At 42.9% G+C, this 22,074-nt stretch carries 22 protein-coding genes; 5 read left to right on the top strand and 17 right to left on the bottom strand.

Translation table 11 applies throughout. The features are described 5' to 3' along the window. Nucleotides 1-189: 189 nt before the first annotated feature. The 3 genes from IEY48_RS20565 to dusA form a co-directional block, all read right to left on the bottom strand. A complete protein-coding gene (locus IEY48_RS20565; protein WP_268244258.1) occupies nt 190-321 on the bottom strand; it encodes a hypothetical protein in 132 nt (43 codons plus the stop codon). Continuing rightward, nucleotides 321-635: a hypothetical protein gene (locus IEY48_RS16885; RefSeq protein WP_188922436.1), complete on the bottom strand. Its 315-nt coding sequence runs from the start codon at nt 633-635 to the stop codon at nt 321-323. Before IEY48_RS16885 ends, IEY48_RS20565 begins: the two co-directional genes overlap by 1 nt. Before the next feature lie 326 nt (nt 636-961). Further along, nucleotides 962-2,002, bottom strand: coding sequence for a tRNA dihydrouridine(20/20a) synthase DusA (gene dusA, locus IEY48_RS16880; RefSeq protein WP_188922434.1), 1,041 nt, complete (start codon nt 2,000-2,002; stop codon nt 962-964). Nucleotides 2,003-2,413: 411 nt separating this feature from the next. Between dusA and IEY48_RS16875 the strand changes: the two genes are divergently transcribed. Continuing rightward, nucleotides 2,414-2,884 (top strand): chemotaxis protein CheX, encoded by a 471-nt coding sequence (locus IEY48_RS16875; protein WP_188922432.1) that lies wholly within the window; start codon nt 2,414-2,416, stop codon nt 2,882-2,884. Nucleotides 2,885-2,986: 102 nt separating this feature from the next. Here the strand turns inward: IEY48_RS16875 and alr are convergent, their stop codons facing one another. Continuing rightward, nucleotides 2,987-4,105 (bottom strand): alanine racemase, encoded by a 1,119-nt coding sequence (gene alr, locus IEY48_RS16870; RefSeq protein ID WP_188922430.1) that lies wholly within the window; start codon nt 4,103-4,105, stop codon nt 2,987-2,989. A 123-nt stretch (nt 4,106-4,228) separates the two neighbouring features. Continuing rightward, nucleotides 4,229-5,635: a replicative DNA helicase gene (dnaB, locus tag IEY48_RS16865; protein WP_188922428.1), complete on the bottom strand. Its 1,407-nt coding sequence runs from the start codon at nt 5,633-5,635 to the stop codon at nt 4,229-4,231. Between the two features lie 130 nt (nt 5,636-5,765). Between dnaB and IEY48_RS16860 the strand changes: the two genes are divergently transcribed. Beyond that, entirely contained in the window at nt 5,766-7,991 is a 2,226-nt protein-coding gene (locus IEY48_RS16860) for a S46 family peptidase (RefSeq protein ID WP_188922427.1), read from the top strand. A 159-nt stretch (nt 7,992-8,150) separates the two neighbouring features. Here the strand turns inward: IEY48_RS16860 and rplI are convergent, their stop codons facing one another. The 4 genes from rplI to rpsF are packed head-to-tail and all read right to left on the bottom strand — an operon-like array spanning nt 8,151 to nt 9,589. Continuing rightward, nucleotides 8,151-8,603, bottom strand: a complete 453-nt coding sequence (gene rplI, locus IEY48_RS16855) for a 50S ribosomal protein L9 (RefSeq protein WP_188922425.1) — start codon at nt 8,601-8,603, stop codon at nt 8,151-8,153. 42 nt (nt 8,604-8,645) lie between these two features. Further along, nucleotides 8,646-8,873, bottom strand: coding sequence for a 30S ribosomal protein S18 (gene rpsR, locus IEY48_RS16850; RefSeq protein ID WP_006083042.1), 228 nt, complete (start codon nt 8,871-8,873; stop codon nt 8,646-8,648). A 12-nt stretch (nt 8,874-8,885) separates the two neighbouring features. Further along, nucleotides 8,886-9,188, bottom strand: coding sequence for a primosomal replication protein N (gene priB / locus IEY48_RS16845; RefSeq protein WP_160052670.1), 303 nt, complete (start codon nt 9,186-9,188; stop codon nt 8,886-8,888). 8 nt (nt 9,189-9,196) lie between these two features. Continuing rightward, the gene (gene rpsF, locus IEY48_RS16840; protein WP_188922423.1) at nt 9,197-9,589 is read right to left on the bottom strand and encodes a 30S ribosomal protein S6; all 393 of its coding nucleotides are present in this window, start codon (nt 9,587-9,589) and stop codon (nt 9,197-9,199) included. A gap of 215 nt (nt 9,590-9,804) precedes the next feature. On the opposite strand from rpsF, the gene IEY48_RS16835 reads away from it, so the two are divergent. Continuing rightward, the gene (locus IEY48_RS16835; RefSeq protein WP_229786541.1) at nt 9,805-10,557 is read left to right on the top strand and encodes a DUF481 domain-containing protein; all 753 of its coding nucleotides are present in this window, start codon (nt 9,805-9,807) and stop codon (nt 10,555-10,557) included. Nucleotides 10,558-10,632: 75 nt separating this feature from the next. Beyond that, nucleotides 10,633-12,063, top strand: coding sequence for an MFS transporter (locus IEY48_RS16830; RefSeq protein ID WP_188922421.1), 1,431 nt, complete (start codon nt 10,633-10,635; stop codon nt 12,061-12,063). A gap of 112 nt (nt 12,064-12,175) precedes the next feature. On the opposite strand, the gene rlmB is transcribed toward IEY48_RS16830, so the two are convergent. The 8 genes from rlmB to zapE all read right to left on the bottom strand — a co-directional run bounded on the left by rlmB (nt 12,176) and on the right by zapE (nt 20,386). Next, entirely contained in the window at nt 12,176-12,919 is a 744-nt protein-coding gene (gene rlmB, locus IEY48_RS16825) for a 23S rRNA (guanosine(2251)-2'-O)-methyltransferase RlmB (RefSeq protein ID WP_188922419.1), read from the bottom strand. 4 nt (nt 12,920-12,923) lie between these two features. Beyond that, complete coding sequence (gene rnr, locus IEY48_RS16820) at nt 12,924-15,377, bottom strand: ribonuclease R (protein WP_188922417.1); 2,454 nt, start codon at nt 15,375-15,377, stop codon at nt 12,924-12,926. Between the two features lie 37 nt (nt 15,378-15,414). Then, nucleotides 15,415-16,032 (bottom strand): tetratricopeptide repeat protein, encoded by a 618-nt coding sequence (locus tag IEY48_RS16815; RefSeq protein WP_188922415.1) that lies wholly within the window; start codon nt 16,030-16,032, stop codon nt 15,415-15,417. A 142-nt stretch (nt 16,033-16,174) separates the two neighbouring features. Then, nucleotides 16,175-17,470, bottom strand: a complete 1,296-nt coding sequence (locus tag IEY48_RS16810) for an adenylosuccinate synthase (RefSeq protein WP_188922413.1) — start codon at nt 17,468-17,470, stop codon at nt 16,175-16,177. 69 nt (nt 17,471-17,539) lie between these two features. Next, nucleotides 17,540-17,728 (bottom strand): DUF2065 domain-containing protein, encoded by a 189-nt coding sequence (locus IEY48_RS16805; protein WP_188922411.1) that lies wholly within the window; start codon nt 17,726-17,728, stop codon nt 17,540-17,542. 406 nt (nt 17,729-18,134) lie between these two features. Then, nucleotides 18,135-18,527 carry a 30S ribosomal protein S9 gene (gene rpsI, locus IEY48_RS16800; RefSeq protein WP_160052681.1) on the bottom strand — a complete coding sequence of 131 codons (393 nt, stop codon included), beginning with the start codon at nt 18,525-18,527 and terminating at the stop codon, nt 18,135-18,137. Between the two features lie 14 nt (nt 18,528-18,541). Then, nucleotides 18,542-18,973: a 50S ribosomal protein L13 gene (rplM, locus tag IEY48_RS16795; protein WP_188922409.1), complete on the bottom strand. Its 432-nt coding sequence runs from the start codon at nt 18,971-18,973 to the stop codon at nt 18,542-18,544. Nucleotides 18,974-19,273: 300 nt separating this feature from the next. Beyond that, nucleotides 19,274-20,386, bottom strand: coding sequence for a cell division protein ZapE (gene zapE / locus IEY48_RS16790; RefSeq protein WP_188922407.1), 1,113 nt, complete (start codon nt 20,384-20,386; stop codon nt 19,274-19,276). Between the two features lie 291 nt (nt 20,387-20,677). Between zapE and degQ the strand changes: the two genes are divergently transcribed. Then, nucleotides 20,678-22,027 carry a Do family serine endopeptidase DegQ gene (degQ, locus tag IEY48_RS16785; protein WP_188922405.1) on the top strand — a complete coding sequence of 450 codons (1,350 nt, stop codon included), beginning with the start codon at nt 20,678-20,680 and terminating at the stop codon, nt 22,025-22,027. Nucleotides 22,028-22,074 lie beyond the last annotated feature (47 nt).

Genomic DNA, 22,074 nt, shown 5'->3' with positions numbered 1-22,074 from the left:
TGTGAAGGCTTCAAGGTACATATTTTACTCTCCTAAAAGAGAGTATAAGATCACAGCTAAGCCAAGGCGTCAAACAGATTGTGTGTCAATATCATCAGCTCAAAAAACGTTCACGATCTCACCCTGTCTAAATAATTCATCATTGGCTGACACTAAATAAGTGATATCTCACCGGCGTTAGCTAATCTATTAAGCTTGGTCATTAATGCTGGGCCATAACAGCCAACTCGCTAACGCTGCACACAGTGCAAAGCTAATCACTGGCAATAACAACAACGACATTAACGGCAACACCAAGCCTATATTCAACGCCCAATCCATTACTTGTTCTCAGTAGCTTGGGCTGCAATCGCTGTTTTTGGCGCTTCTGGTTCAGTTAACACCACTTGCGCTAAACTTGAATTGACCTCATAAACCTGCTCAGCAATTTGAGTCTGTAACGACAACATAAACTCTTGCTTAGCTGTTGAAATCATTTCTTGGCTCGCTTGAGTCATATTTTGCTCAATTGAACTTAGCGTGTTGCTTAACGAAATCTCATCAGCTTGTGCTGAAACACTCGCAGTAATCAGTACCGCAGCAGCAACAGATAATTGAACAGTACGACGAACGATATTTGAAGTTAATGTAAACATGGTGGCATCCTTTCTTGTGTTGGTTAATGGCAACTAAACACCCGTCTAGTTGATTACACTATGGGTATTACAAGCTGCGTGCCAACTTTTAAATAACAATAAAAGATATTGATTAGTAAGGATTTAATAAATATTCGCACCGTTATGAACAAGTATTCTCTACGTACAAAAAACCAACAGGTAGTAAAAATAACCATCAGATTGGTTAAAATGACTAGTACGTTTATACAACAGGAGAGCAAAAGCAAAGTTTATCGAGTGGGAAATCAAAAAGCGCCCAGATAAAGGCGCTTTGAAAGGCTAACTGACAATAAATATTAAGGGTATTAAGCCTGGGACTCAGCAAGTGCTTGAGCATCCACAAACTCTGCCGCTTTTAGTACCACATTAATATCGGCATTGGGCTTGTGGGCATTTTCACTTAAATGGCGACGCCAGCCGCGTGACCCCGGTAAGCCTTGGAACAAACCAATAATATGACGAGTAATGTGGTTCAAACGACCGCCTTGAGCTAAATGCGCTTCGATATAAGGCAGCATTTGCTCAATCACTTGCTCACGAGTAATGATAGGGCTATCAATACCGCACAATTGCTGATCGACTTGCGCCAGAATATAAGGGTTTTGATACGCCTCACGCCCTACCATCACGCCATCTAACTGCGCTAAATGTAACTTGGCTTCTTCTAGGGTTTTAATGCCGCCATTAATACTGATATTCAGCTGTGGGTAATCACGCTTTAATTGATATACGCGCTCATAATCTAATGGCGGAATTTCGCGGTTCTCTTTTGGGCTTAACCCTTGCAACCAGGCTTTGCGCGCATGGATAGTAAATGCTGTACAGCCTTTTGCATTGACGGTCTCAATAAAGTCGGTTAAAAATTGATAACTGTCTTGCTCATCAATGCCAATGCGGGTTTTAACCGTAATAGGAATATCAGTGACTTGCGTCATCGCATCGACACACTGGGCAACAAGCTCAGGCTCAGCCATCAAACAGGCGCCAAAACGACCATTTTGGACCCGATCTGACGGACAACCCACATTGAGGTTAACCTCATCATAACCACGATCTGCGGCTAACTTAGCACACGCTGCCAAATCAACAGGATTAGAGCCACCAAGTTGCAACGCTAATGGATGCTCTTCAGTGTTGTAAGCTAAATAATCGCCCTTGCCGTGCAATATTGCCCCTGTTGTCACCATTTCAGTGTACAGCAATGCCTTAGCCGACATTAAACGCGCAAAGTAGCGATAATGACGATCTGTCCAATCAAGCATAGGCGCAATTGAAAAGGTACGATCAAGGGTATCTATTGAAGTGTCTGTCTTAGGCGTTGTATTCACTGAATTATTTATACTCATAAGCTGGGGATTATTTTTACACATATTGAACTGCGCGGGGAACACTAAGGAACCATAAACATTGGACTCTAGCTATACGAAACCAGTATAGGATCCCATGAATTATCCAAGTGACAATTATACACATGACAGCGATTCTTTACCAAAGGATCCAGCACGATACTGTCAATCCAAGGGTTGATATGAAAAATCAACGATCAACACCACCACTCACAGCGAATAATATATCGCTATAGAAAGCCCTTTTTACAAACAAAATCACTTTCAATTTCATTTTTGTGTTCTAAGCTTAAAACTGTATTGCAATTTGCTGATATAGTGTGCGTTCTTATTAGTAAACTTCGACAATAACGGTTTATGTGCGTGTAAATGTACTTCCGTCAATTTGAATGTAGAAGGGTCGTTTTTCTTATGAACGTTGAATTCATCAACCCATTTCTTGTGTCTTTAATCAATGTAATCTCAACGATGGCGACAATGGATCTTAAGCCAGGTAAACCTCAATTAAAAAACCACGATCTTGCCAAAGGAGATGTATCTGGCTTGATTGGTATGGTGGGGCCTAAAACACGTGGTTCGCTTTCGATAACCTTTGAACAAACTTTAATTCTTGAAATTATGAATAAAATGCTTGGCGAAAAGTATGAATCCATTAATGATGAAGTGACTGATTTAGTAGGTGAAATCACCAATATGGTGACTGGTGGTGCCAAGAATTTACTCAGCGATAAAGGCTATGATTTTGATATGGCAACACCAGCCGTGGTGTCAGGTAAAAACCATACGATTTCTCATAAAGCACGAGGTAAAAAAATTATGATGCCTTTTACCCATGAACACGGAAATGCCTATATTGAAATCTGTTTTGAAGATGCTCAATAACCCGATGTGTTAATCGTAAACTTAATCAAGTTATCTTCAGCGCTAAACAAAAATGCCCAAGACGCTACAGCATCCTGGGCATTTTTATTTATTACCTGCTATTTAGTCGAGTAACTCAACCACCACTCTAGGAGTTAATTTAGTCACTAATTCATACGCGATAGTGCCAATATGTTCAGCTACCTCTTCAACCGCTAATGCTTTACCCCATAGCTGAACACTGTCGCCCACTTTATCTTGTGCGTTGGCACCAAGATCGACCGTTAACATGTCCATCGACACTCGGCCAACAATTGGTACGCGGCGACCATTTATCCAAACGGGCGTGCCTTCTGGTGCATTACGCGGGTAACCGTCTCCATAACCAATGGCCACCACGCCTAAACGGGTATCTTGCTTGGCGGTCCAAAATGCACCGTAACCAACGCTATCGCCGGCTTTATGCTCACGCACGGCAATGAGGTTCGACACCAACTCCATCGCCGGAATTAATCTGTGATTCACGCCTCTATCGCCGACAACTGGCGAAATACCATAAAGCGCAATACCTGGTCTTATCCAATCAGCCTGGCTTGTCGGCCAAAATAAGGTACCTGCTGAATTAGCCAGAGTGCGATCGCCACCTAAGCCATCAATGACTTGTTCAAAAGCATTGATTTGGGCTTGAGTCATTGAGTTGTCAGGTTCGTCAGCACAGGCAAAATGAGTCATTAAATGGATGGGCTTAGCCACTTGAGGGCAATGCATTAAGCGCTGATAAACCTGTTCAAACTGCTCTAAGCTAAAGCCGATTCGGTGCATACCTGTATCGATTTTTATCCATACTGTAACGGGCTTTTCAAGCTTTATGGTCTCTAGCATCTGTAATTGTGATTCATGATGAACCACAGTATCGATATGATGAGTAACCAATAAAGGTAAGTCAGATTGACGGAAAAAGCCTTCAAGTAATAGCAGCTTTCCTTCAACACCACCGGCGCGCAGTTGCAATGCTTCTTCGAGTCTGGCTAAACCAAAACCATCGGCACCACCGTCGTATTTACCTTCGCTTTTAATAAAGTTTAATATGCCGACACTTTCTGCGACATTTAATAAGCCATGGCCATAACCATTGGCTTTTACTACTGCCATAATTTTGCTATTAGGCGCAATAAGACGCAGCTGTGCTAAGTTACTTTGCAATGCATGACGACTGATTTCAGCGCGAGGAAACGGTTTCAATAGACTGCCTTAATTAAACAATAAAAACATAACGCATTTTGCCGGTAAAAAACTAACTTATCTCTCACCGGCTAAAGATCATAAACAACCTAAAATTATAAATAAATATTATGTAATCAATGATTAATCTTCTTCAAACTGTGGCCCAGCATAGTTATCGAAACGTGAAAATTGCCCCTGGAATACCAAACGCACACGACCAATTGGGCCGTTACGTTGTTTACCGATGATGATTTCAGCAGTACCTTTATCTTCAGAATTGTCGTTATACACTTCGTCACGATAAATAAACATAATTAAATCAGCATCCTGCTCAATCGCACCTGATTCACGCAAGTCTGAGTTAACTGGGCGTTTATCAGCACGTTGCTCTAGCGAGCGGTTAAGCTGTGATAGCGCAATAACCGGAATTTCGAGCTCTTTTGCTAAGGCTTTTAATGAGCGCGAGATCTCTGAAATCTCCAAGGTACGGTTATCTTTTAACGAGGGTACCTGCATTAACTGCAAGTAATCGATCATAATCATCGACAAGCCCCCATGCTCACGGGCAATACGCCTGGCACGGCTGCGCACTTCGGTTGGGGTTAAGCCTGAACCATCATCAATGTACATCTTGCCTTGCTCAAGCATAATACCCATGGTTGATGAAACACGTGCCCAATCCTCATCATCTAGCTGACCGGTACGGATTTTGGTTTGATCGACGCGGCCAAGCGAGGCCAACATACGCATCATAATTTGTTCTGACGGCATCTCGAGACTGAAAATAAGCACTGGCTTGTCTTCATTCATCGCCGCTTGTTCGCACAAGTTCATCGCAAAGGTGGTTTTACCCATAGATGGACGAGCTGCCACAATAATTAAATCACCCGACTGAAAACCGGCAGTCATTTTATCAAGATCGCCAAATCCGCTTGATACACCCGTCACACCATTGTGGGGATTATTGTAAAGTTGCTCGATTTTATCGACGGTTTTTTCAAGAATGCTTTTGATGTTTTCCGGGCCTTCATTGGCATTGGCACGCATCTCGGCAATTTTAAATACTTTGGTTTCAGCTAAATCGAGTAAGGCGCTCGAATCGCGACCCTCAGGGTTATAACCTGCATCGGCGATTTCATGGGCAACGCCAATCATGTCACGTACAACAGCACGCTCACGCACAATATCGGCATAAGATAAAATATTACCGGCACTGGGTGTGTTTTTAGCTATTTCACCTAGGTACGCAAAGCCGCCAGCATCTTCTAGTTGATCTTCAATTTCAAGTTGCTCAGAGACGGTAATTAAATCAAGCGGCTGGCCTGATTCCATCAACTTTTGCATTGCAGCATAAATCATTCGATGTGAACGAGAATAAAAATCTTCTGGCACAACCGCTTCAGAAACACGGTCCCACGCTTCTGCATCGAGCATTAAGCCACCCAAAACGGATTGCTCAGCTTCAATAGAATGGGGTGGCAATTTTAATGCATTAACTTCTGCATCCTTTTGCCTATTTCTGGCTTTAAAAGCACCTTGTTGTGACATTAACACTCCCAATTTACAACGACTTTACAAAATATGGTATAACACCGAGACTAAGCATAATTCGCAGTCATTTAGAATCAAAATGACGCCTCAGTCAACGGTTATAAATTAATAATTTTAAGGAAAATACATGCGTATTGCACTTGTTGCAGCATTAGTGCTGACATCTCATTTCGCCCATGCTGATGAAGGCCAATGGCAGCCATACCAAATGCTATCTATTGCCGACAAATTACAACAACGCGGCATTGATATTCCCGCATCGCAACTTGCCGACTTAGGTCAGTACCCAATGAATGCCGTTGTCAGTCTGGGCTATTGTACCGCCAGTTTTGTATCGCCCCAAGGCTTAGTTGTCACAAACCATCATTGTGCCTACCGTGGTATCCAATATAACAGCAAAAAAGAGCACAATTATTTAGCCGATGGCTTCCTCGCAAACACTCAAGCTGAAGAGCCCTCAGCGGGCCCCAATGAACGCTTATACATTACCGAAAAGGTGACTGACGTTACCGACAAGGTACTGACAAACCTAACAGACGAACCTCTTGCACGCTTTGAGGCAATTCAAGCTAATAGCAAAGCGCTAATTAAAGAGTGTGAAATCGACAGTAACTACCGCTGCCATGTAGACAGCTTTCACCATGGCCTTGAATATTACCTCACTAAACAATTAATTATCCGCGACGTACGTCTAGTTTACGCGCCACCAGAAACCGTCGGTGGATTTGGCGGTGACATCGATAATTATGAATATCCTCGTCATTCAGGTGACTTTACCTTTTTGCGGGCTTATGTGGGTAAGGATGGTAAGCCTGCCACCTTTAACGAAGATAATGTGCCATATCAACCTAAAAGCTATTTAACCATTAACCCTAATGGCGTCAAAGCGGGTGACGGTATTTTTGTTGCCGGTTACCCTGGCGCCACAAGCCGCTATAACTTAACCAGCGAATTACAATTTGCCAGTGATTGGCTATACCCCACGTTTGCCGAGCGCTACCAGTTACAAATTGACACCATCACCTTAATGGGCGATGTCGATAAGGATATAGCCATAAAATATGCCGGTACTATGGCCTCATTGGCCAACCGCATGAAAAAGCTTAATGGTCTGCTAGATGGCTTTAATGCAACTGACATTGTCGGCATTAAACAACAACGTGAAAACGACTTTTTAGCGTGGTTAAAGCAAGACCCTAATGCTAATCAAAAGCTGATCAGCGAGCTTGAAGCTTTGCTCACCGAACAACATCAGCAAATGCAAACCCACTACTTGTATAAAAATGCTCTCTCAAGTGAAATGCTCACCGCCGCAAGCAAGCTGTACCGATTAGCAAAAGAAAAACAAAAGCCAAATGATGAACGTGAGTCGGGATATCAACAACGTGATATGAAACTGTTTAAAGCAGATTTAAAACGCATTGATAGCCGTTTTGCCCCTGCAGTAGACAAAACTTTATGGCTGCAAGATCTTCAAGCATATGTCAGACAACCCGTTAGAAATGAAGTGTTTGACAACGCGTTGAGTATATCTGAAAACTTTGAAGAGTTAGAGTCAAAAGTTGAAGGTTTATATGCTCTTACAGAACTAACAGACCAGACAAAACGTCTCGCATGGATGGACAAAGAAGCCGTTGAGTTTGAAACCAGCGAAGACCCATTTATTCGCTTAGCAGTGGCTATCCATGACACTAATATGGCATTAGAAAAGAGTGAGAAATTGCTCGAAGGTAAACTGTCGTCTGTGCGCCCTGAGTATATGAAGGCAATTATTGATTATTACAAATCCAATAATTGGCCAGTATACCCAGACGCCAATCGCACATTGCGTATCACTTACGGCATGGTTGATGGATATAAATCTAAAGATGCCATGTATAAACAACCTTTTACTCGCCTAGAAGGTCTGTTGGCTAAACACACAGGCAAAGAGCCTTTTAATGTACCGGCAAAATTATTGGCCGCGATTAAATCTGGCGATCTTGGAAAACACCGTGTCACATCGGTTTATCAGCAGCAAAGCAACTGTCAATTTATGTCTTGTTTAGATAAGCCTGCTAACTTTAACTCAGTCCCAGTGAACTTTTTATCAAGCGCAGATACTACCGGTGGTAACTCTGGCTCGCCAGTATTTAATGGTCAAGGCGAGTTAGTCGGCTTAAACTTTGACTCAACTTACGAAGCGATCACTAAAGACTGGTTCTTTAATCCGACCATTACCCGTGCTATCCACGTTGATATACGTTACATACTGTGGATGATGGACAAAGTGGATCACGCTGACAATTTGATAAAAGAATTGAAATTAGACCAAGCCTCGCAACAAAAAGCGTCGCAGGTCAGTACTAACTAATCAACCTGAGCTCGGGATAATCAGCTACAAGCTAAGAGGTATAGTGGCGTCCTGCCACTATACCTCTTGTTCTAAATACCAAGCAGGAAAGTGGCGCTGTAAAAGTCACCCATAAAAAAACACCGCCCTGAGGCGGTGTTTTTTTGACGCTAAAGGTAATTAAGCTTCTGCAACAACAGACACTTTAACTACAGCTTTAACTTCAGTGTGTACTTGTACTTCAACTTCGAAGTCACCAGTAGTGCGTAAAGCACCTAAAGGTAAACGTACTTCAGCTTTAGCAAGTTCAACGCCTGCTGCAGTAACTGCATCAGCGATGTCACGGTTGCCAACTGAACCGAATAATTTACCTTCATCACCTGCTTTAGAAGCAATAACAACTGATTCTAATGCAGCTAATTTTTCAGCACGAGCTGTCGCAGTAGCTAATTCAGCAGCTAATTTAGCTTCTAATTCAGCACGACGAGCTTCAAATACTTCAGTGTTTGCTGCGTTTGCTACAACTGCTTTACCGTATGGTAAAAGGAAGTTACGAGCATAACCAGCTTTAACAGAAACTTGATCGCCTAAGCCACCTAAGTTTGCAACTTTATCTAGCAGAATAACGTTCATTATCAAATCCTCTTTATTCGATTAGGAATTAATACTGCAATATTACTGATGTAAATCAGTATATGGCAGTAGAGAAAGATAACGAGCACGCTTGATAGCGCGAGCTAGTTGGCGTTGGTATTTAGCACTAGTACCAGTGATACGGCTAGGAACAATCTTGCCGCTTTCAGTGATGTAGTTCTTTAAAGTAACGATATCTTTGTAATCAATCTCTGCAACACCTTCAGCGGTGAAACGGCAGAACTTGCGACGACGGAAATAACGTGCCATTTTGACAGTCTCCTAAGTTTTCAATTCGACATTTTCAGCATGCAAAACTAAACGGTTTTGACCATTTCGTCCTTGTTGTAGTGAAAGAAACCCTTCTACTTCAACTTGCACACCTGCTTGTAATTTATCTGTAACGCTATTAAAGCGTGGCCCACTTAATATCACTTGAATAATGCAGTATACGTTTCGTAATAACTCTGCTTCATAACGCTGTGATTTATGCTCTACCGTAATAACCGTATGGTTTATCCCGCTAGGGCTATTTAATCGTTTAGTGCGGGTGACCGTGCCAAACAAAGTTAAGTGGTTATTCACAGAGTAAATTATTCAGCGTTTTCTTCAGCGCTTTCTTCAGTGCTACGGTCATCAGTAGAAGTACGACGTGAATCACGTTCGTCTCTTGCTTTAGCCATAGGTGAAGCTTCAGTAACGGCAACTTTAGTGCGCATTACCATGTTACGCAGAACAGCGTCGTTGAAACGGAAAGCTGTTTCTAACTCTTCGATAGACTCTGCAGAACCTTCTACGTTCATAAGAACATAGTGAGCTTTATGTAGGTCTTGGATTGGGTAAGCCAATTGACGACGGCCCCAATCTTCTAAACGGTGTACTGTACCGTTAGCAGCGGTAATAATACCGGTGTAACGTTCAATCATACCTGGGACTTGTTCACTTTGATCTGGGTGAACCATAAATACGATTTCGTAATGACGCATTTATTGCTCCTTACGGTTAAGTAGCCTCTTTTCTGGCTCAGTCAGACCAATGTGGAGGCAAGGAACGAATTAAAGTGACTGATTTGAGCGCGCGATAATACATAAACCTAGACCGAAACTCAAGCAATAACTCTCTTTTCAGCAAACTTGATTGCAGGTATGATGTCGGCAGTTAAAAACCCTGCGTTTACGCCATCACAGAATAAAGCCATTTAATGATGACAATAAATAAAACCGCTCTCACCTGCTGCCTCTTCTTATTATCCACTCCAGCATGGGCATTGGTTCCGCCTGAGTACCAAGAACCAGAAACCAGTTTTAATGCTGAAGTCGAGGCTGGCCTGCAATTAAATAGCGGTAATAACGAAACAAAAAACTTTAACGGCCGTACTTACCTGACCTATGACTCATTAAAAACAAAACAAGAAGCCACTTTAAAAGCCTATTACGCGGCAGATGGCAGCGAGTCAACCTCAGAGAAATATGAGCTATATATACAGTCAAACTATAAATTAGACAGTGGTTATGTATTTGGCCGTGGCGAATTTACTTGGGACGAATACGGTTCATACACCCGTATTAGTACCATCTCTACCGGTTATGGTTTTGACTTAATTAAAAACTATACCACCAAGCTGAGCCTTGAAGCCGGCCCGGGTTATCGTTATGACCAACCTCAGGCAAGTACTACCGAACCTAATCCTGACGATAACCGTGATGTTATTCTGCGTACCGCGGCTAAATACAGCGTTAAATTGCAGGAATACACCAGCTTTAATGCTGACGTAACCGCCGAGACTGGCTTAGAAAATAACACTTTAACCCTTGATATGAGCTATAAGAATACCTTTATTCAAGACTGGGCATTTAAAATAGGCATGAACGTCAAGTACACCGAAGTGGTGCCAGAAGACAGTAAAAAAACTGACACAGTCACTACGTTTAACTTGTTGTATACCTTTCAATAATTTAACGAGAATGATGCGAAACATGTCATTCTTTCAATAAATAATAAGCTTTACTGAACTTTTAGAGGCTCAGTTATGGACAGCCCGCTACGCAGTTTTGCATCCTTATATGGCACCACCTTTTTGATGGTGCTAGCCGCAGGTCTTCTCACGACCTATCTAGGCTTAAGCCTAACGAATATGGACGTGCCACAAATATGGATCGGCGGCATGATGTCGGCCTACTATATTGGCCTGGTTTGCGGTTCTAAAGTAGGTCATAAACTGATTGCACAAGTCGGTCACATTCGTGCTTTTGTTGCTTGTGCGGGCATTGTTACCGCCTCGGCATTAGGCCACGCACTGATTGATAATTTAACCGTCTGGTTAATACTGCGACTTGCTGTTGGTATGGGCATGATGTGCCAATATATGGTGCTCGAAAGCTGGCTAAACGAGCAAGCAGAAACCAATCAACGTGGCACCGTATTTGCCAGTTATATGATTGTCTCTTATCTTGGGTTAATGGCGGGTCAGGGAGCAATTAGTTTATATCCTGACCTGGGTATTGAGCCGCTACTGTTAATCGCCATTTGTTTTGCATTGTGTATCGTGCCCATTGCCATCACACGCCGAATTCACCCGGAACCACTGACTCCAGCACCACTTAAAATGGGCCACTTTTGGCAGCGTGCACCTCAGGCCCTGTCAACCATTGCTTTTGGCAGTATGATCGTCGGGTGTTTTTATGGTTTAGCCCCTTCATATGCCACCGCTAAAGGCATTGATCCTGAACATGTCGCGTTATACATGACCTGTACCATTTGTGCGGGATTACTGGCGCAATGGCCAATGGGTAAATTGTCTGACATTATTTCGCGCAGCGTACTGATCAGAATAAACTCTGCTTTATTAGGTGTGTTGGTATTATTCATCACCATCATCCCTTTTCACTCTGTTTATTCGTTAATACTCACCAGCTTATTTGGTATTTTAGCGTTTACCTTATATCCGCTGGCCACTGCACTGGCTAACTCTCGTGTTGAACAACATGAGCGTGTTGGGTTATCTGCAACCATTCTAGTGACTTTTGGGGTTGGTGCGAGTATTGGTCCTCTTATTGCCTCGGCTTTAATGCAAGCAATGGGCGATCAAATGCTTTACGGCTTTATGGCCATTTGCTCATTTACGTTACTCGCTAGGCTCATCTGGGTTAATCGACGCCAAAAAGCAGAACAATTCTCTACTGGCGATTATGTGATGGCGGGTGGTGACTTAGTCAGCTCACCATTAGCCGCATCACTTGACCCTCGTGTCGATATTGAGATGGTAAATGAGCAAATGATTTATCCAGCTGATGATGCCTTTGATCGTCTCGATGATGAAATTGAAGAAGAAACTGACGATACAGAGGGCGTTGAAGGACAAGCTGATTACAACGCAGCTTATGCCAATATTACTGAAGATGACTCTGAAGATGATGATATTGACGATGAAGACGTCGATAATGAAATGAGTCGGCGCTAACCGCTAAAACAAAAACGGCGATAATCACATTATCGCCGTTTTTTATCATCTTACTATCACTAACAACTCAACTCGTTAACGGTTAAGCGAATTAGGTGCTGTAACTCAGGAACTAAGCGCCTAAACGCTGCCTAACCGCTTCAAATAAACAAATACCGGTCGCCACTGACACATTTAAGCTCGACACACTACCCGCCATCGGAATAGAAATAAGCGAGTCACAACTTTCACGAGATAAACGACGCAAGCCTTTGTCTTCTGCGCCCATAGCAATCGCTAATGGACCTGTTAAATCAGCTTGATATACATTGCCATCGGCTTCGCCTGCAGTACCAACAATCCACACACCTTTATCTTGTAAATGGCGCATAGTACGCGCCAGGTTAGTCACTTGAAACAGCGGAATGGTTTCTGCTGCGCCACAAGCCACTTTGCTCACAGTTGAGGTTAATCCCACTGAGTTATCTTTTGGCACAATGATAGCGTGCACGCCCGCTGCATCGGCATTACGTAGGCAAGCACCTAAATTATGTGGGTCGGTCACGCCATCTAAAATAAGCAAAAATGGTACGGCAGTTTTGTCTAATAGTGCATCTAAATCATTTTCAGTTAATGGTTTAGCCGCTTTTACGCGGGCAACAATACCTTGATGCTGAGAACTACCGGCTTTTTCATCCAACACTTTACGCGCTGCACGCTGCAAGGTAGTACCAAACTCTGAAGCGGTTTTAATTAATGGCATTAAACGTTCATCATCACGGCCTTGCAATAACCACAACTCAATAACACGCTCTGGGCTATTTGCTAATAAGGCTTGAACGGCATGAATGCCAAAAATAGTATCTTGTTTTTTCATTTAATTACTTTCTCTTGCTGCGCTTGGCAGGGGTTTTCTTTACTGTAGATTTGGTTTTGCCAGCATCAGACGCATTGTCTTTTACTGATGATTTTTTCGCGCCAGCAGGCTTTTTTGTACCTGTAGGTTTTGCACCTGAACGACTTTTGCGTGATTTTGGCTTATCTGATTTAGCATCAGACTTACCACGAGCCGGTTTTGCCCCTTCAAGGTTAGCGCGCTCGCGTGCGGTCATGACTTTAGCGGTACGTGGCTTTTTACCACTACCTTTGCTGTTGTCACCAACCATCAACAGATCAATTTGACGATCATCTAAATTTACCGCAGCAACCTTCACCGTCACTTCATCACCAACTTGATAAACTTGGCGAGTGTTTTCACCAATTAAACGCTGACGCATTTGATCAAATTGATAGTAATCACTGGCTAAGCTAGAAATATGCACCAATCCATCAATAAACAGCTCATTTAAGCGTACAAACAAACCAAAGCTGGTGACTGAGGCAATAACTGCATCAAAGGTATCACCTACGTGGTCTTGCATGTATTCACATTTAAGCCAATCGCTCACATCACGAGTGGCTTCATCTGCGCGACGTTCGGTGGTTGAACATTCTTCGCCGAGTAAATCGAGCTCTTCAATCTGGTAAAGATAACCACCACCTTGAGTCCACTTGTCAGTCACCTCGCCTTGCTCTTTTGCAAGTAAGTACTTAATCACTCGGTGCAAAATCAAATCAGGATAGCGACGAATTGGCGAAGTAAAATGCGAGTACGCCTCTAATGCTAAACCAAAGTGACCTTCATTATCGGGGCTGTAAATAGCTTGGCGCATTGAACGTAACAGCATGACTTGAATTAACTCAAAATCAGGTCTGTCGGCAATTTTTAACATCAAGTTTTGATAATCGGTTGGTGTCGGTTCTAAACCGCCATCCATGCTTAGACCACGCTCAGCTAAAAATTCTTTAAAGTTTGCTAATTTTTGCTCAGATGGCGCTTCATGGACACGATATAGCACTTCGCCTTTATGCTTTTTAACAAACTTAGCTGAGGCAACGTTAGCTAAAATCATGCATTCTTCGATGATCTTATGCGCTTGGTTACGGCCTCTTGGCACAATTTTGTCAATTTTACGATCTTCATTGAAAATGAACTGCGTTTCCAATGTTTCAAAGGCAATAGCACCACGTTCAGCTCGGCGCTGATCTAAGGTGAGATACAAAGATTGTAAGCACAATAAGTGCGGGAACAAGGCTTCGTGTTCAGGTAAAATCGGGCCGCCTTCAAGCATGTCGGCAACTTGCGTATAAGTAAAACGTGCATGCGAGTGCATTACCGCTGGATAAAATTTGGTGCCAGAGAGCTTACCCGCTGCAGAAATGGTCATTTCAGCAACCATACACAGACGGTCTACTTGTGGTTTTAGTGAACATAAACCGTTAGAGATTTTTTCCGGAAGCATTGGGATCACTTGCGACGGGAAATACACCGAGTTACCACGTGAACGAGCTTCTACATCAAGTGCTGAGTCGGTTCTAACATAATGACTGACATCAGCAATCGCCACCCATAAACGCCAGCCACCGCTTGGTTTGGCTTCTGCATATACCGCATCATCAAAGTCGCGCGCATCTTCACCGTCGATAGTTACAAGCGGTAAATGACGTAAATCAACACGGCCAAGTTTATCTTCTTCGGTAACTTCGTCAGGAATACGTTTAAGCTTTTTCTCGATAATAGCCGACCAGGTGTGCGGTAAATCGTAATTGCGTAAAGCAATTTCGATTTCCATCCCCGGTGCCATGGTTTTACCCAATACTTCGGTCACTTTAGCTGCGGCTTTAACAAAACGGCCAGGACGACGGGTGAGTTCAACCACAACAACATCGCCAGCTCTTGCGCCATTACGATCGTTGTTATCGATTAAAATTTCTTGGGTGATGCGGCGATCATCAGCAATCACAAAGCCCATACCACCATCAACATGGTAACGGCCGACTAAAGCGGCTGTGCGCTCTTGCACCAAACGGACAATACGCGCTTCGCGACGACCACGGCGATCAGTACCGGCTTTTTGGGCCAAGACTTTGTCGCCATGAAAATACATCAGCATATCGCGGTTATTAATAAATAGGTCGTCACCGCCCTCGTCCGGCTTAAAAAAGCCAAAACCATCACGATGGCCAATAACGCTACCAGACAATAAATCCATACGCTCAGGTAGACCATAGCTTTGACCACGAGTAAACACTAACTGACCGTCACGCTCCATAGCGCGCAAGCGTCGACGCAGCGCTTCTAATGGCTCTTCTTCAGTAATGTTTAATGCTTGTGCTATTTTGTCGCGGCTAACGGGAGACTTTTGTGCGCGCAAGTATTCTAAAATGTACTCGCGGCTAGGAATAGGATTGTCGTACTTGTCTTGCTCTCTCTCAAAATGAGGATCGTTGATCATTCAATTTCCAAATAATTCGCTCCATAACGTGGAGCTTCTAACGTGTGTACAGCTGTGGCTGCTGGGCCCTGACCACTATACTGGCGGGCATTTTTGCAGCTAACATCTGCAATAAAGACGAGGCCTTTTTCTGCTGGGCATCGTTATCAAATATACTGTTATATAACCAATGATAACCCATTTCGTAATCGGTTGGGCTACCATAACCTTCGCCAAATAATCGTACTAGTAGCATTCTGGCAGAAACATCACCATTGGCGGCTGCGGGTAATACGTACTGTACTGCGCGATTAGGATTTTTAACCACTAGTTTACCGCGATAATAATAATCCGCCAATTTTACCATGGCCTCAGAACTACCTTGCTCTGCTGATGTTTGCAATAACATCATACCGCGCGATGGATGTGCACTAACACACACGCCATTATTCAACATTTCACCCCATAAAAACTGGTACAAGGGTTGTTGTAATACTTCTGCTCTGGCCTCGATATCCTGCACTAATTGGCAGTCGTCGGCCTTAACACGTTGTAAATACTGATCGGAGTGGATTAACGAGATCAACTGTTTGTCACTATAAATATCGACCGCTTCTGTTAAGGCAAATACGTTAACAGAAATAAGGCTTAATAAAGCTAGAGATACACGCAACATAAGGATTCTCGATGACACTATGATGACTTATTCATCGGCAGTATAGTGTATTTCTTGAGTTCTACAATCCGACAAAACGCTTTGCTGTCGTTAATAAATTTACATTACTTATAAAAAAGGCCGCTTTCGCGGCCTATTGCTTTTACTTGAACGGACTAAGCAAAATCATCGTTTGATTTCTGTCCGGACCCGTAGAGATAATATCAACCGGCGTTTCTAATAATTCTTCGAGACGCTTAATATAGTTGATAGCTGCCGCAGGTAACTGCTCGATTGAAGTTGCACCAAAGGTGTTTTCGCTCCAACCTGGCATGGTTTCATAAACCGGCGTCACTAGCTCGTAACCTTCAGCTGCTAAAGGGGTAACCTTTTCAACTGTACCATCTGGATACTCATAGCCTACACAGATTTTAACTTCTTCTAGACCATCTAATACGTCTAGTTTAGTTAAACAGAAACCGCTAACACTGTTGATTTGTACTGCACGGCGCATTGCCACTGCATCTAACCAACCTGGACGACGCTTACGGCCAGTTGTCGCACCAAACTCTTGGCCTTTTTCACCGATGTAATCACCGATTTCATTAGCCAGTTCTGTTGGGAACGGACCTGCGCCAACACGAGTGGTGTACGCTTTCATGATACCAAGCACATAATCTAAATGGCGAGGACCAAAGCCTGAACCTGTCGCAACACCGCCAGCGGTCGTGTTTGATGAGGTCACAAATGGATAAGTACCGTGGTCAATATCCAATAATGTACCTTGAGCACCTTCAAATAGAATTGGCTCACCCGCTTTGCGTGCAGTATCTAGCATTTCAGTTACGTCAACACACATGCTCTTTAAGTAGTCAGCAATTGCTAACGCATCGTCAAGAGTTTGTTGATAGTCAACGGCTTCAGCTTGATAGTACTCAGTTAGCATGAAGTTATGGTATTTCATGACTTCTTGTAACTTAGTTGCAAATAGCTCTGCATTAAACAAATCGCCGATGCGTAAACCGCGACGCGACACTTTGTCTTCGTATGCAGGACCAATACCGCGTCCAGTTGTACCAATGGCATTATTACCACGCGCTTTTTCGCGAGCAATATCAAGTGCACAATGGAATGGAAGAATAAGCGGACATGCTTCAGAGATAAGTAAACGTTCTTCGACAGGAATACCGCGGCCTTTAAGCATGTTGATTTCTTTCATCAACGCGTCAGGCGCTACGACAACACCATTACCGATGATACATTTTACATTGTCACGTAAAATGCCAGACGGAATTAAATGAAGAACGGTTTTTTCACCATCAATTACCAAAGTATGACCAGCATTATGGCCGCCTTGGTAACGAACTACGTATTTTGCCTGTTCTGTTAAAAGGTCGACAATCTTACCTTTGCCTTCGTCACCCCATTGAGTGCCGAGTACGACTACATTTTTGCCCATTATTAGCTGCAACGTCTTGTGGTATAAAATAGAATTTTAACAGATTTTAGTATGTTATAGCCAAGTATTTTATTGAAAAATGATCAATAAAACGACGCCTGCCGTGACTAGACTGCCACCTAAGCGCCTGAGAACATTTTGCTTTTGTGTTGAAAGCTCTAATAAATATTTTTGCCATTGAGCCGGAAAAATAAGCGGACCAAGGCCTTCAATAATCAAAACCAAGCCTAACGCCGTCATTAATAACTGTAAACTCATGTATAAAACCTCAACGATCGCTTGTAAAAATACAATCTGCTGTTATTGATTATGCGCTAAATCGCACAATGATCTATACCAACCCGCATTAGCATGTGCTCTTTTAGCGAAAATTATCAATGCGGTAATCGAGCAGTCTTTGAGGGCATAGTGCGCTCGATAACTGCTCCTGCGTTATTCTACCTCCTGCATCCATGCAGTCGTCGACAACTGCTCCTGCGTTGTTCTACCTCCTGCATCCATGCAGTCGTACCTTAAGAAGGCTAACAAAGAAGATCACGCTGATAAATTCGTCCTTTGTGACGCAGCCTAAAATAGATCACATTCTAATAAGGATTGGTATTACATTTATTTCAGGCAATAAAAAACCCAGCATAAGCTGGGTTTTTTGAATCCAAAAAACGAATTAACGCTTAGAGAACTGTGGCTTACGACGTGCTTTACGTAGACCAACTTTCTTACGTTCAACTTTACGAGCATCACGGGTAACAAAACCAGCGGTACGTAGAGTAGGACGTAAAGCTTCATCTAGTTGCATAAGTGCACGGGTAATACCGTGACGAATTGCACCAGCTTGGCCAGTAGTACCACCGCCCTTAACAGTTACATAGATGTCTAACTTTTCAGTCATTTCAACTAACTCTAATGGTTGACGAACAACCATACGAGCAGTTTCACGACCAAAATATACATCTAAAGGACGTTGGTTTACGATGATATTGCCACTACCTGCTTTAGCGAAAACGCGAGCTGTAGATGTTTTGCGACGGCCAGTGCCGTAGTACTGAGTTGCAGACATTTGCTTACTCCCGTTTAGATATCAAGAACTTGTGGTTGTTGTGCAGCATGGTTATGTTCAGTGCCAGCGTAAACTTTAAGCTTACGGAACATAGCACGGCCCAAAGGACCTTTTGGTAACATACCCTTAACTGCTTTCTCGATAATCATTTCTGGTTTTTGAGCCTGTAGCTTTTCGAAGCTGATTTGCTTGATGCCACCAGGGAAACCTGAATGCGAGTAGTAAATTTTACCAGCTGCTTTGTTACCAGTTACAGTCACTTTTTCAGCATTGATAACGATGATGTAATCACCAGTGTCAACGTGAGGAGTGTATTCTGGCTTATGCTTGCCGCGTAAGCGAGTTGCGATTTCAGTTGCAATACGACCTAAAGTTTTGCCTTCAGCGTCAACAACGAACCAGTCACGAGTAACCGTCTCTGGTGTAGCAGTATATGTAGTCTTCATTATACAAAAACCCAATGTTTAAAATTCTGTCTCACATGCTGAATGCAAATGCAATCAACACAAAATTACCGATTCTTGCCCCTTCGAGCACGAATATTGGCTTACAACTTCCGCCCAATTGGCGGAGTAACGTGGGCAGGGTGCGGATTATACGCAAAGCAGATGCAAAAATCACCTGCTTTTTTGCGAAAAAGATAAAAAATTCGATCAGTTAGCTTCGCGTGCCATTCAATCGCTTAATCATCAAGGAGACAGCCATTTTACAGGCAACCTTCAGCCTGCCACGATGTAATGAATGGCTTAAGGTAAGTGCTCTAGGGCGAGGTAGTCACGTGATTGCATTTCAATTAACCGCGAACGACAACGTCTAAACTCAAAACTTAATTGGCCATCAGTATAAATGTGTTCTAGTTCTATTTGCGCTGACACAATTAATTTAACATTACGTTCGTAAAACTCATCAACCATTGCCAAAAATCGTCTGGCGATATCATCACCCGTTTGCTGCGCGCCCATTTGCTCTACACCACTTAACAATACAGTGTGATAAAGGCAGGCGATTTCCATGTAATCTCGCTGCGAACGCGGACCGTCGCACATGTCTCTAAAATTAATCAACAGTACCCCTTTAGATTGCTGACGGATATTAATCGCCCGACCATCAATTTCTATAGGCGCAATCTGTCTTTCTGCATCTGTCGCTAGTTGGTCGAAGTAATGTAGAAGATTAATGTCTGCCTGTTTATCAAGTGGATAATGATAAATCTCCGCTTGTTCTAAGGTCCGTAAACGATAATCAATCCCTGAATCCACATTTAAAATTTCACAATGTTGATTAATCAGGGCAATAGCAGGTAAAAAGCGTACACGCTGCAAGCCGTTTTTATACAGCTCGTCAGGGATAATATTAGATGTAGCAACCAGTGCGACCCCTTGCTTAAACAGTTCTTGGAATAATGTTCCCAATAACATGGCGTCGGTGATGTCTGATACAAAAAACTCATCAAAACAGATAACCTGATATTGGTTAGCCATTTTCTTCGCAATCGTAATCAGTGGATCTTGCCCCCCTTTTAAACCGTCAAGTTCATGATGTACTTGATGCATAAAACGGTGAAAATGCGCCCGTAATTTTCGCTCCCCTGGTAATGCATCATAAAATGTATCCATTAAATAAGTTTTGCCGCGCCCGACTCCGCCCCATAAATATAATCCTTTTACAGGTGCTGGCTTGGCTTTTACCCCAACGGCAGAAAACAATTTAGATAAACCTGAACTGGGTTTATTGGCTACGATGATTTCATCATAAACACGTTGCAATGACTTAACAGCCTGCTCTTGTGCGGCATCATGTGAAAAATCTTCTCGGGTAAGGTCTTGCTGATAATGCTGCCAAGGGGTTAACTGCGTCACGATTACGACTCTCTTACATCAATAAATTACTGCGGATAATAACATTAAAAATTCAATACGAGTAACCGCTTAACCGGATCAAATTAAGGTTTGTTAATCAAATTTGAACTAACAAATAACTCGTCACTCTCAATAATTAACTCAGATTAACCCATATTATTAACAGCTTTTATCGCGACAACATGCAGTGTTGTCTACTCTCATTTATTAACGATATTTAACTTTGAATTCTTGCAATCAAGCCACATATTTTATTTACAAGCTTGAATGCAATCAGGAGCTACCTAATCTATGAAAACCAAATTAAGCCTACTTTCTGCAGCACTATTAACAGCTTCATTGTCGTTATACCCTGCTGTATCGCAAGCCGCCATTCCACAAGCGGTTGAAGGTCAAGCTGTACCGAGCTTAGCCCCAATGTTAGAGCGTACGACCCCAGCTGTGGTGTCGGTAGCCGTATCGGGCACTCAAGTGTCAAAACAGCGAGTGCCAGATGTGTTTCGTTATTTCTTTGGCCCTAATGCGCCGCAAGAGCAAGTGCAAGAGCGTCCTTTTAGAGGTTTAGGCTCGGGGGTTATTATTGATGCCGCTAAAGGCTACATTGTCACCAACAACCATGTCATCAATGGCGCTGATGATATTCAAATTGGCTTGCATGATGGCCGTGAAATCAAAGCCAAACTCATTGGTGCAGATAAAGAGTCAGATATTGCCTTGTTGCAAATTGACGCTAAAAACTTAACCGAAATTAACCAAACTGATTCAGACAATATTCGCGTAGGTGACTTTGCTGTAGCGATTGGTAATCCATTTGGTTTAGGGCAAACCGTTACCTCTGGTATTGTGAGCGCCCTTGGCCGCAGCGGTTTAGGTATCGAAATGCTCGAAAACTTTATTCAAACTGACGCAGCCATTAATAGCGGCAACTCCGGTGGAGCATTAGTTAACTTAAACGGTGAGCTTATTGGGATTAACACCGCAATTGTTGCCCCAAATGGCGGTAACGTAGGCATCGGCTTCGCCATCCCAGCGAACATGGTTCACAACTTAGTCGATCAAATTATTGAACACGGTGAAGTACGCCGCGGTGTATTAGGGGTTTCTGGCCGTGATTTAGATAATGAGCTAGCAAAGGCTTTTGGCCTAGACACACAACACGGTGGTTTTGTTAACGAAGTCATGCCGAAAAGTGCTGCCGATAAAGCAGGGCTAAAAGCCGGTGATATTATTGTCAGTATTAATGGCCGTAGTATTAAGAGCTTCCAAGAATTACGCGCTAAAGTCGCCACCATGGGCGCAGGCGCTAAAGTCGAGTTTGGCATTATTCGCGACGGTGACAAGAAAACCATTAAAGCCACTTTAGGTGAAGCAGATAAAGTGGAAGCTGAAGCAGGCAATGTACATCCAATGTTGCAAGGTGCCACATTAGAAGATAGCAAAAAAGGTATTGAAATTACCGAAATTGCTCAAGGTTCACCCGCTGCGATGAGTGGATTGCAAGAAGGAGATTTAATTGTCGGGTTAAACCGCACTAAAATTTCCAGCCTAAAAGCATTAAAAGAAGCCCTGGAAGACAAGCAAAGTTCAGTGGCGTTAAAGATTTTAAGAGACAACAATTTACTGTATTTAGTTTTACGCTAAATCAGTAAAAGTAGATTATTCGTTTCGATTTACAGCCACTCATTAAC

The organism is Shewanella saliphila, from assembly GCF_014648295.1.
Lineage (GTDB): Bacteria > Pseudomonadota > Gammaproteobacteria > Enterobacterales > Shewanellaceae > Shewanella > Shewanella saliphila.
This window is presented reverse-complemented; position numbering and strand designations above follow the sequence as displayed.

Bases quoted from the DNA above. Each gene is read 5' to 3' on its own strand.
- IEY48_RS20565 (WP_268244258.1), bottom strand. From the start codon at position 321: ATGGATTGGGCGTTGAATATAGGCTTGGTGTTGCCGTTAATGTCGTTG.
- IEY48_RS16885 (WP_188922436.1), bottom strand. From the start codon at position 635: ATGTTTACATTAACTTCAAATATCGTTCGTCGTACTGTTCAATTATCT.
- dusA (WP_188922434.1), bottom strand. From the start codon at position 2,002: ATGAGTATAAATAATTCAGTGAATACAACGCCTAAGACAGACACTTCA.
- IEY48_RS16875 (WP_188922432.1), top strand. From the start codon at position 2,414: ATGAACGTTGAATTCATCAACCCATTTCTTGTGTCTTTAATCAATGTA.
- dnaB (WP_188922428.1), bottom strand. From the start codon at position 5,635: ATGTCACAACAAGGTGCTTTTAAAGCCAGAAATAGGCAAAAGGATGCA.
- IEY48_RS16860 (WP_188922427.1), top strand. From the start codon at position 5,766: ATGCGTATTGCACTTGTTGCAGCATTAGTGCTGACATCTCATTTCGCC.
- rplI (WP_188922425.1), bottom strand. From the start codon at position 8,603: ATGAACGTTATTCTGCTAGATAAAGTTGCAAACTTAGGTGGCTTAGGC.
- rpsR (WP_006083042.1), bottom strand. From the start codon at position 8,873: ATGGCACGTTATTTCCGTCGTCGCAAGTTCTGCCGTTTCACCGCTGAA.
- rpsF (WP_188922423.1), bottom strand. From the start codon at position 9,589: ATGCGTCATTACGAAATCGTATTTATGGTTCACCCAGATCAAAGTGAA.
- IEY48_RS16835 (WP_229786541.1), top strand. From the start codon at position 9,805: ATGATGACAATAAATAAAACCGCTCTCACCTGCTGCCTCTTCTTATTA.
- IEY48_RS16830 (WP_188922421.1), top strand. From the start codon at position 10,633: ATGGACAGCCCGCTACGCAGTTTTGCATCCTTATATGGCACCACCTTT.
- rlmB (WP_188922419.1), bottom strand. From the start codon at position 12,919: ATGAAAAAACAAGATACTATTTTTGGCATTCATGCCGTTCAAGCCTTA.
- rnr (WP_188922417.1), bottom strand. From the start codon at position 15,377: ATGATCAACGATCCTCATTTTGAGAGAGAGCAAGACAAGTACGACAAT.
- IEY48_RS16815 (WP_188922415.1), bottom strand. From the start codon at position 16,032: ATGTTGCGTGTATCTCTAGCTTTATTAAGCCTTATTTCTGTTAACGTA.
- IEY48_RS16810 (WP_188922413.1), bottom strand. From the start codon at position 17,470: ATGGGCAAAAATGTAGTCGTACTCGGCACTCAATGGGGTGACGAAGGC.
- IEY48_RS16805 (WP_188922411.1), bottom strand. From the start codon at position 17,728: ATGAGTTTACAGTTATTAATGACGGCGTTAGGCTTGGTTTTGATTATT.
- rpsI (WP_160052681.1), bottom strand. From the start codon at position 18,527: ATGTCTGCAACTCAGTACTACGGCACTGGCCGTCGCAAAACATCTACA.
- rplM (WP_188922409.1), bottom strand. From the start codon at position 18,973: ATGAAGACTACATATACTGCTACACCAGAGACGGTTACTCGTGACTGG.
- degQ (WP_188922405.1), top strand. From the start codon at position 20,678: ATGAAAACCAAATTAAGCCTACTTTCTGCAGCACTATTAACAGCTTCA.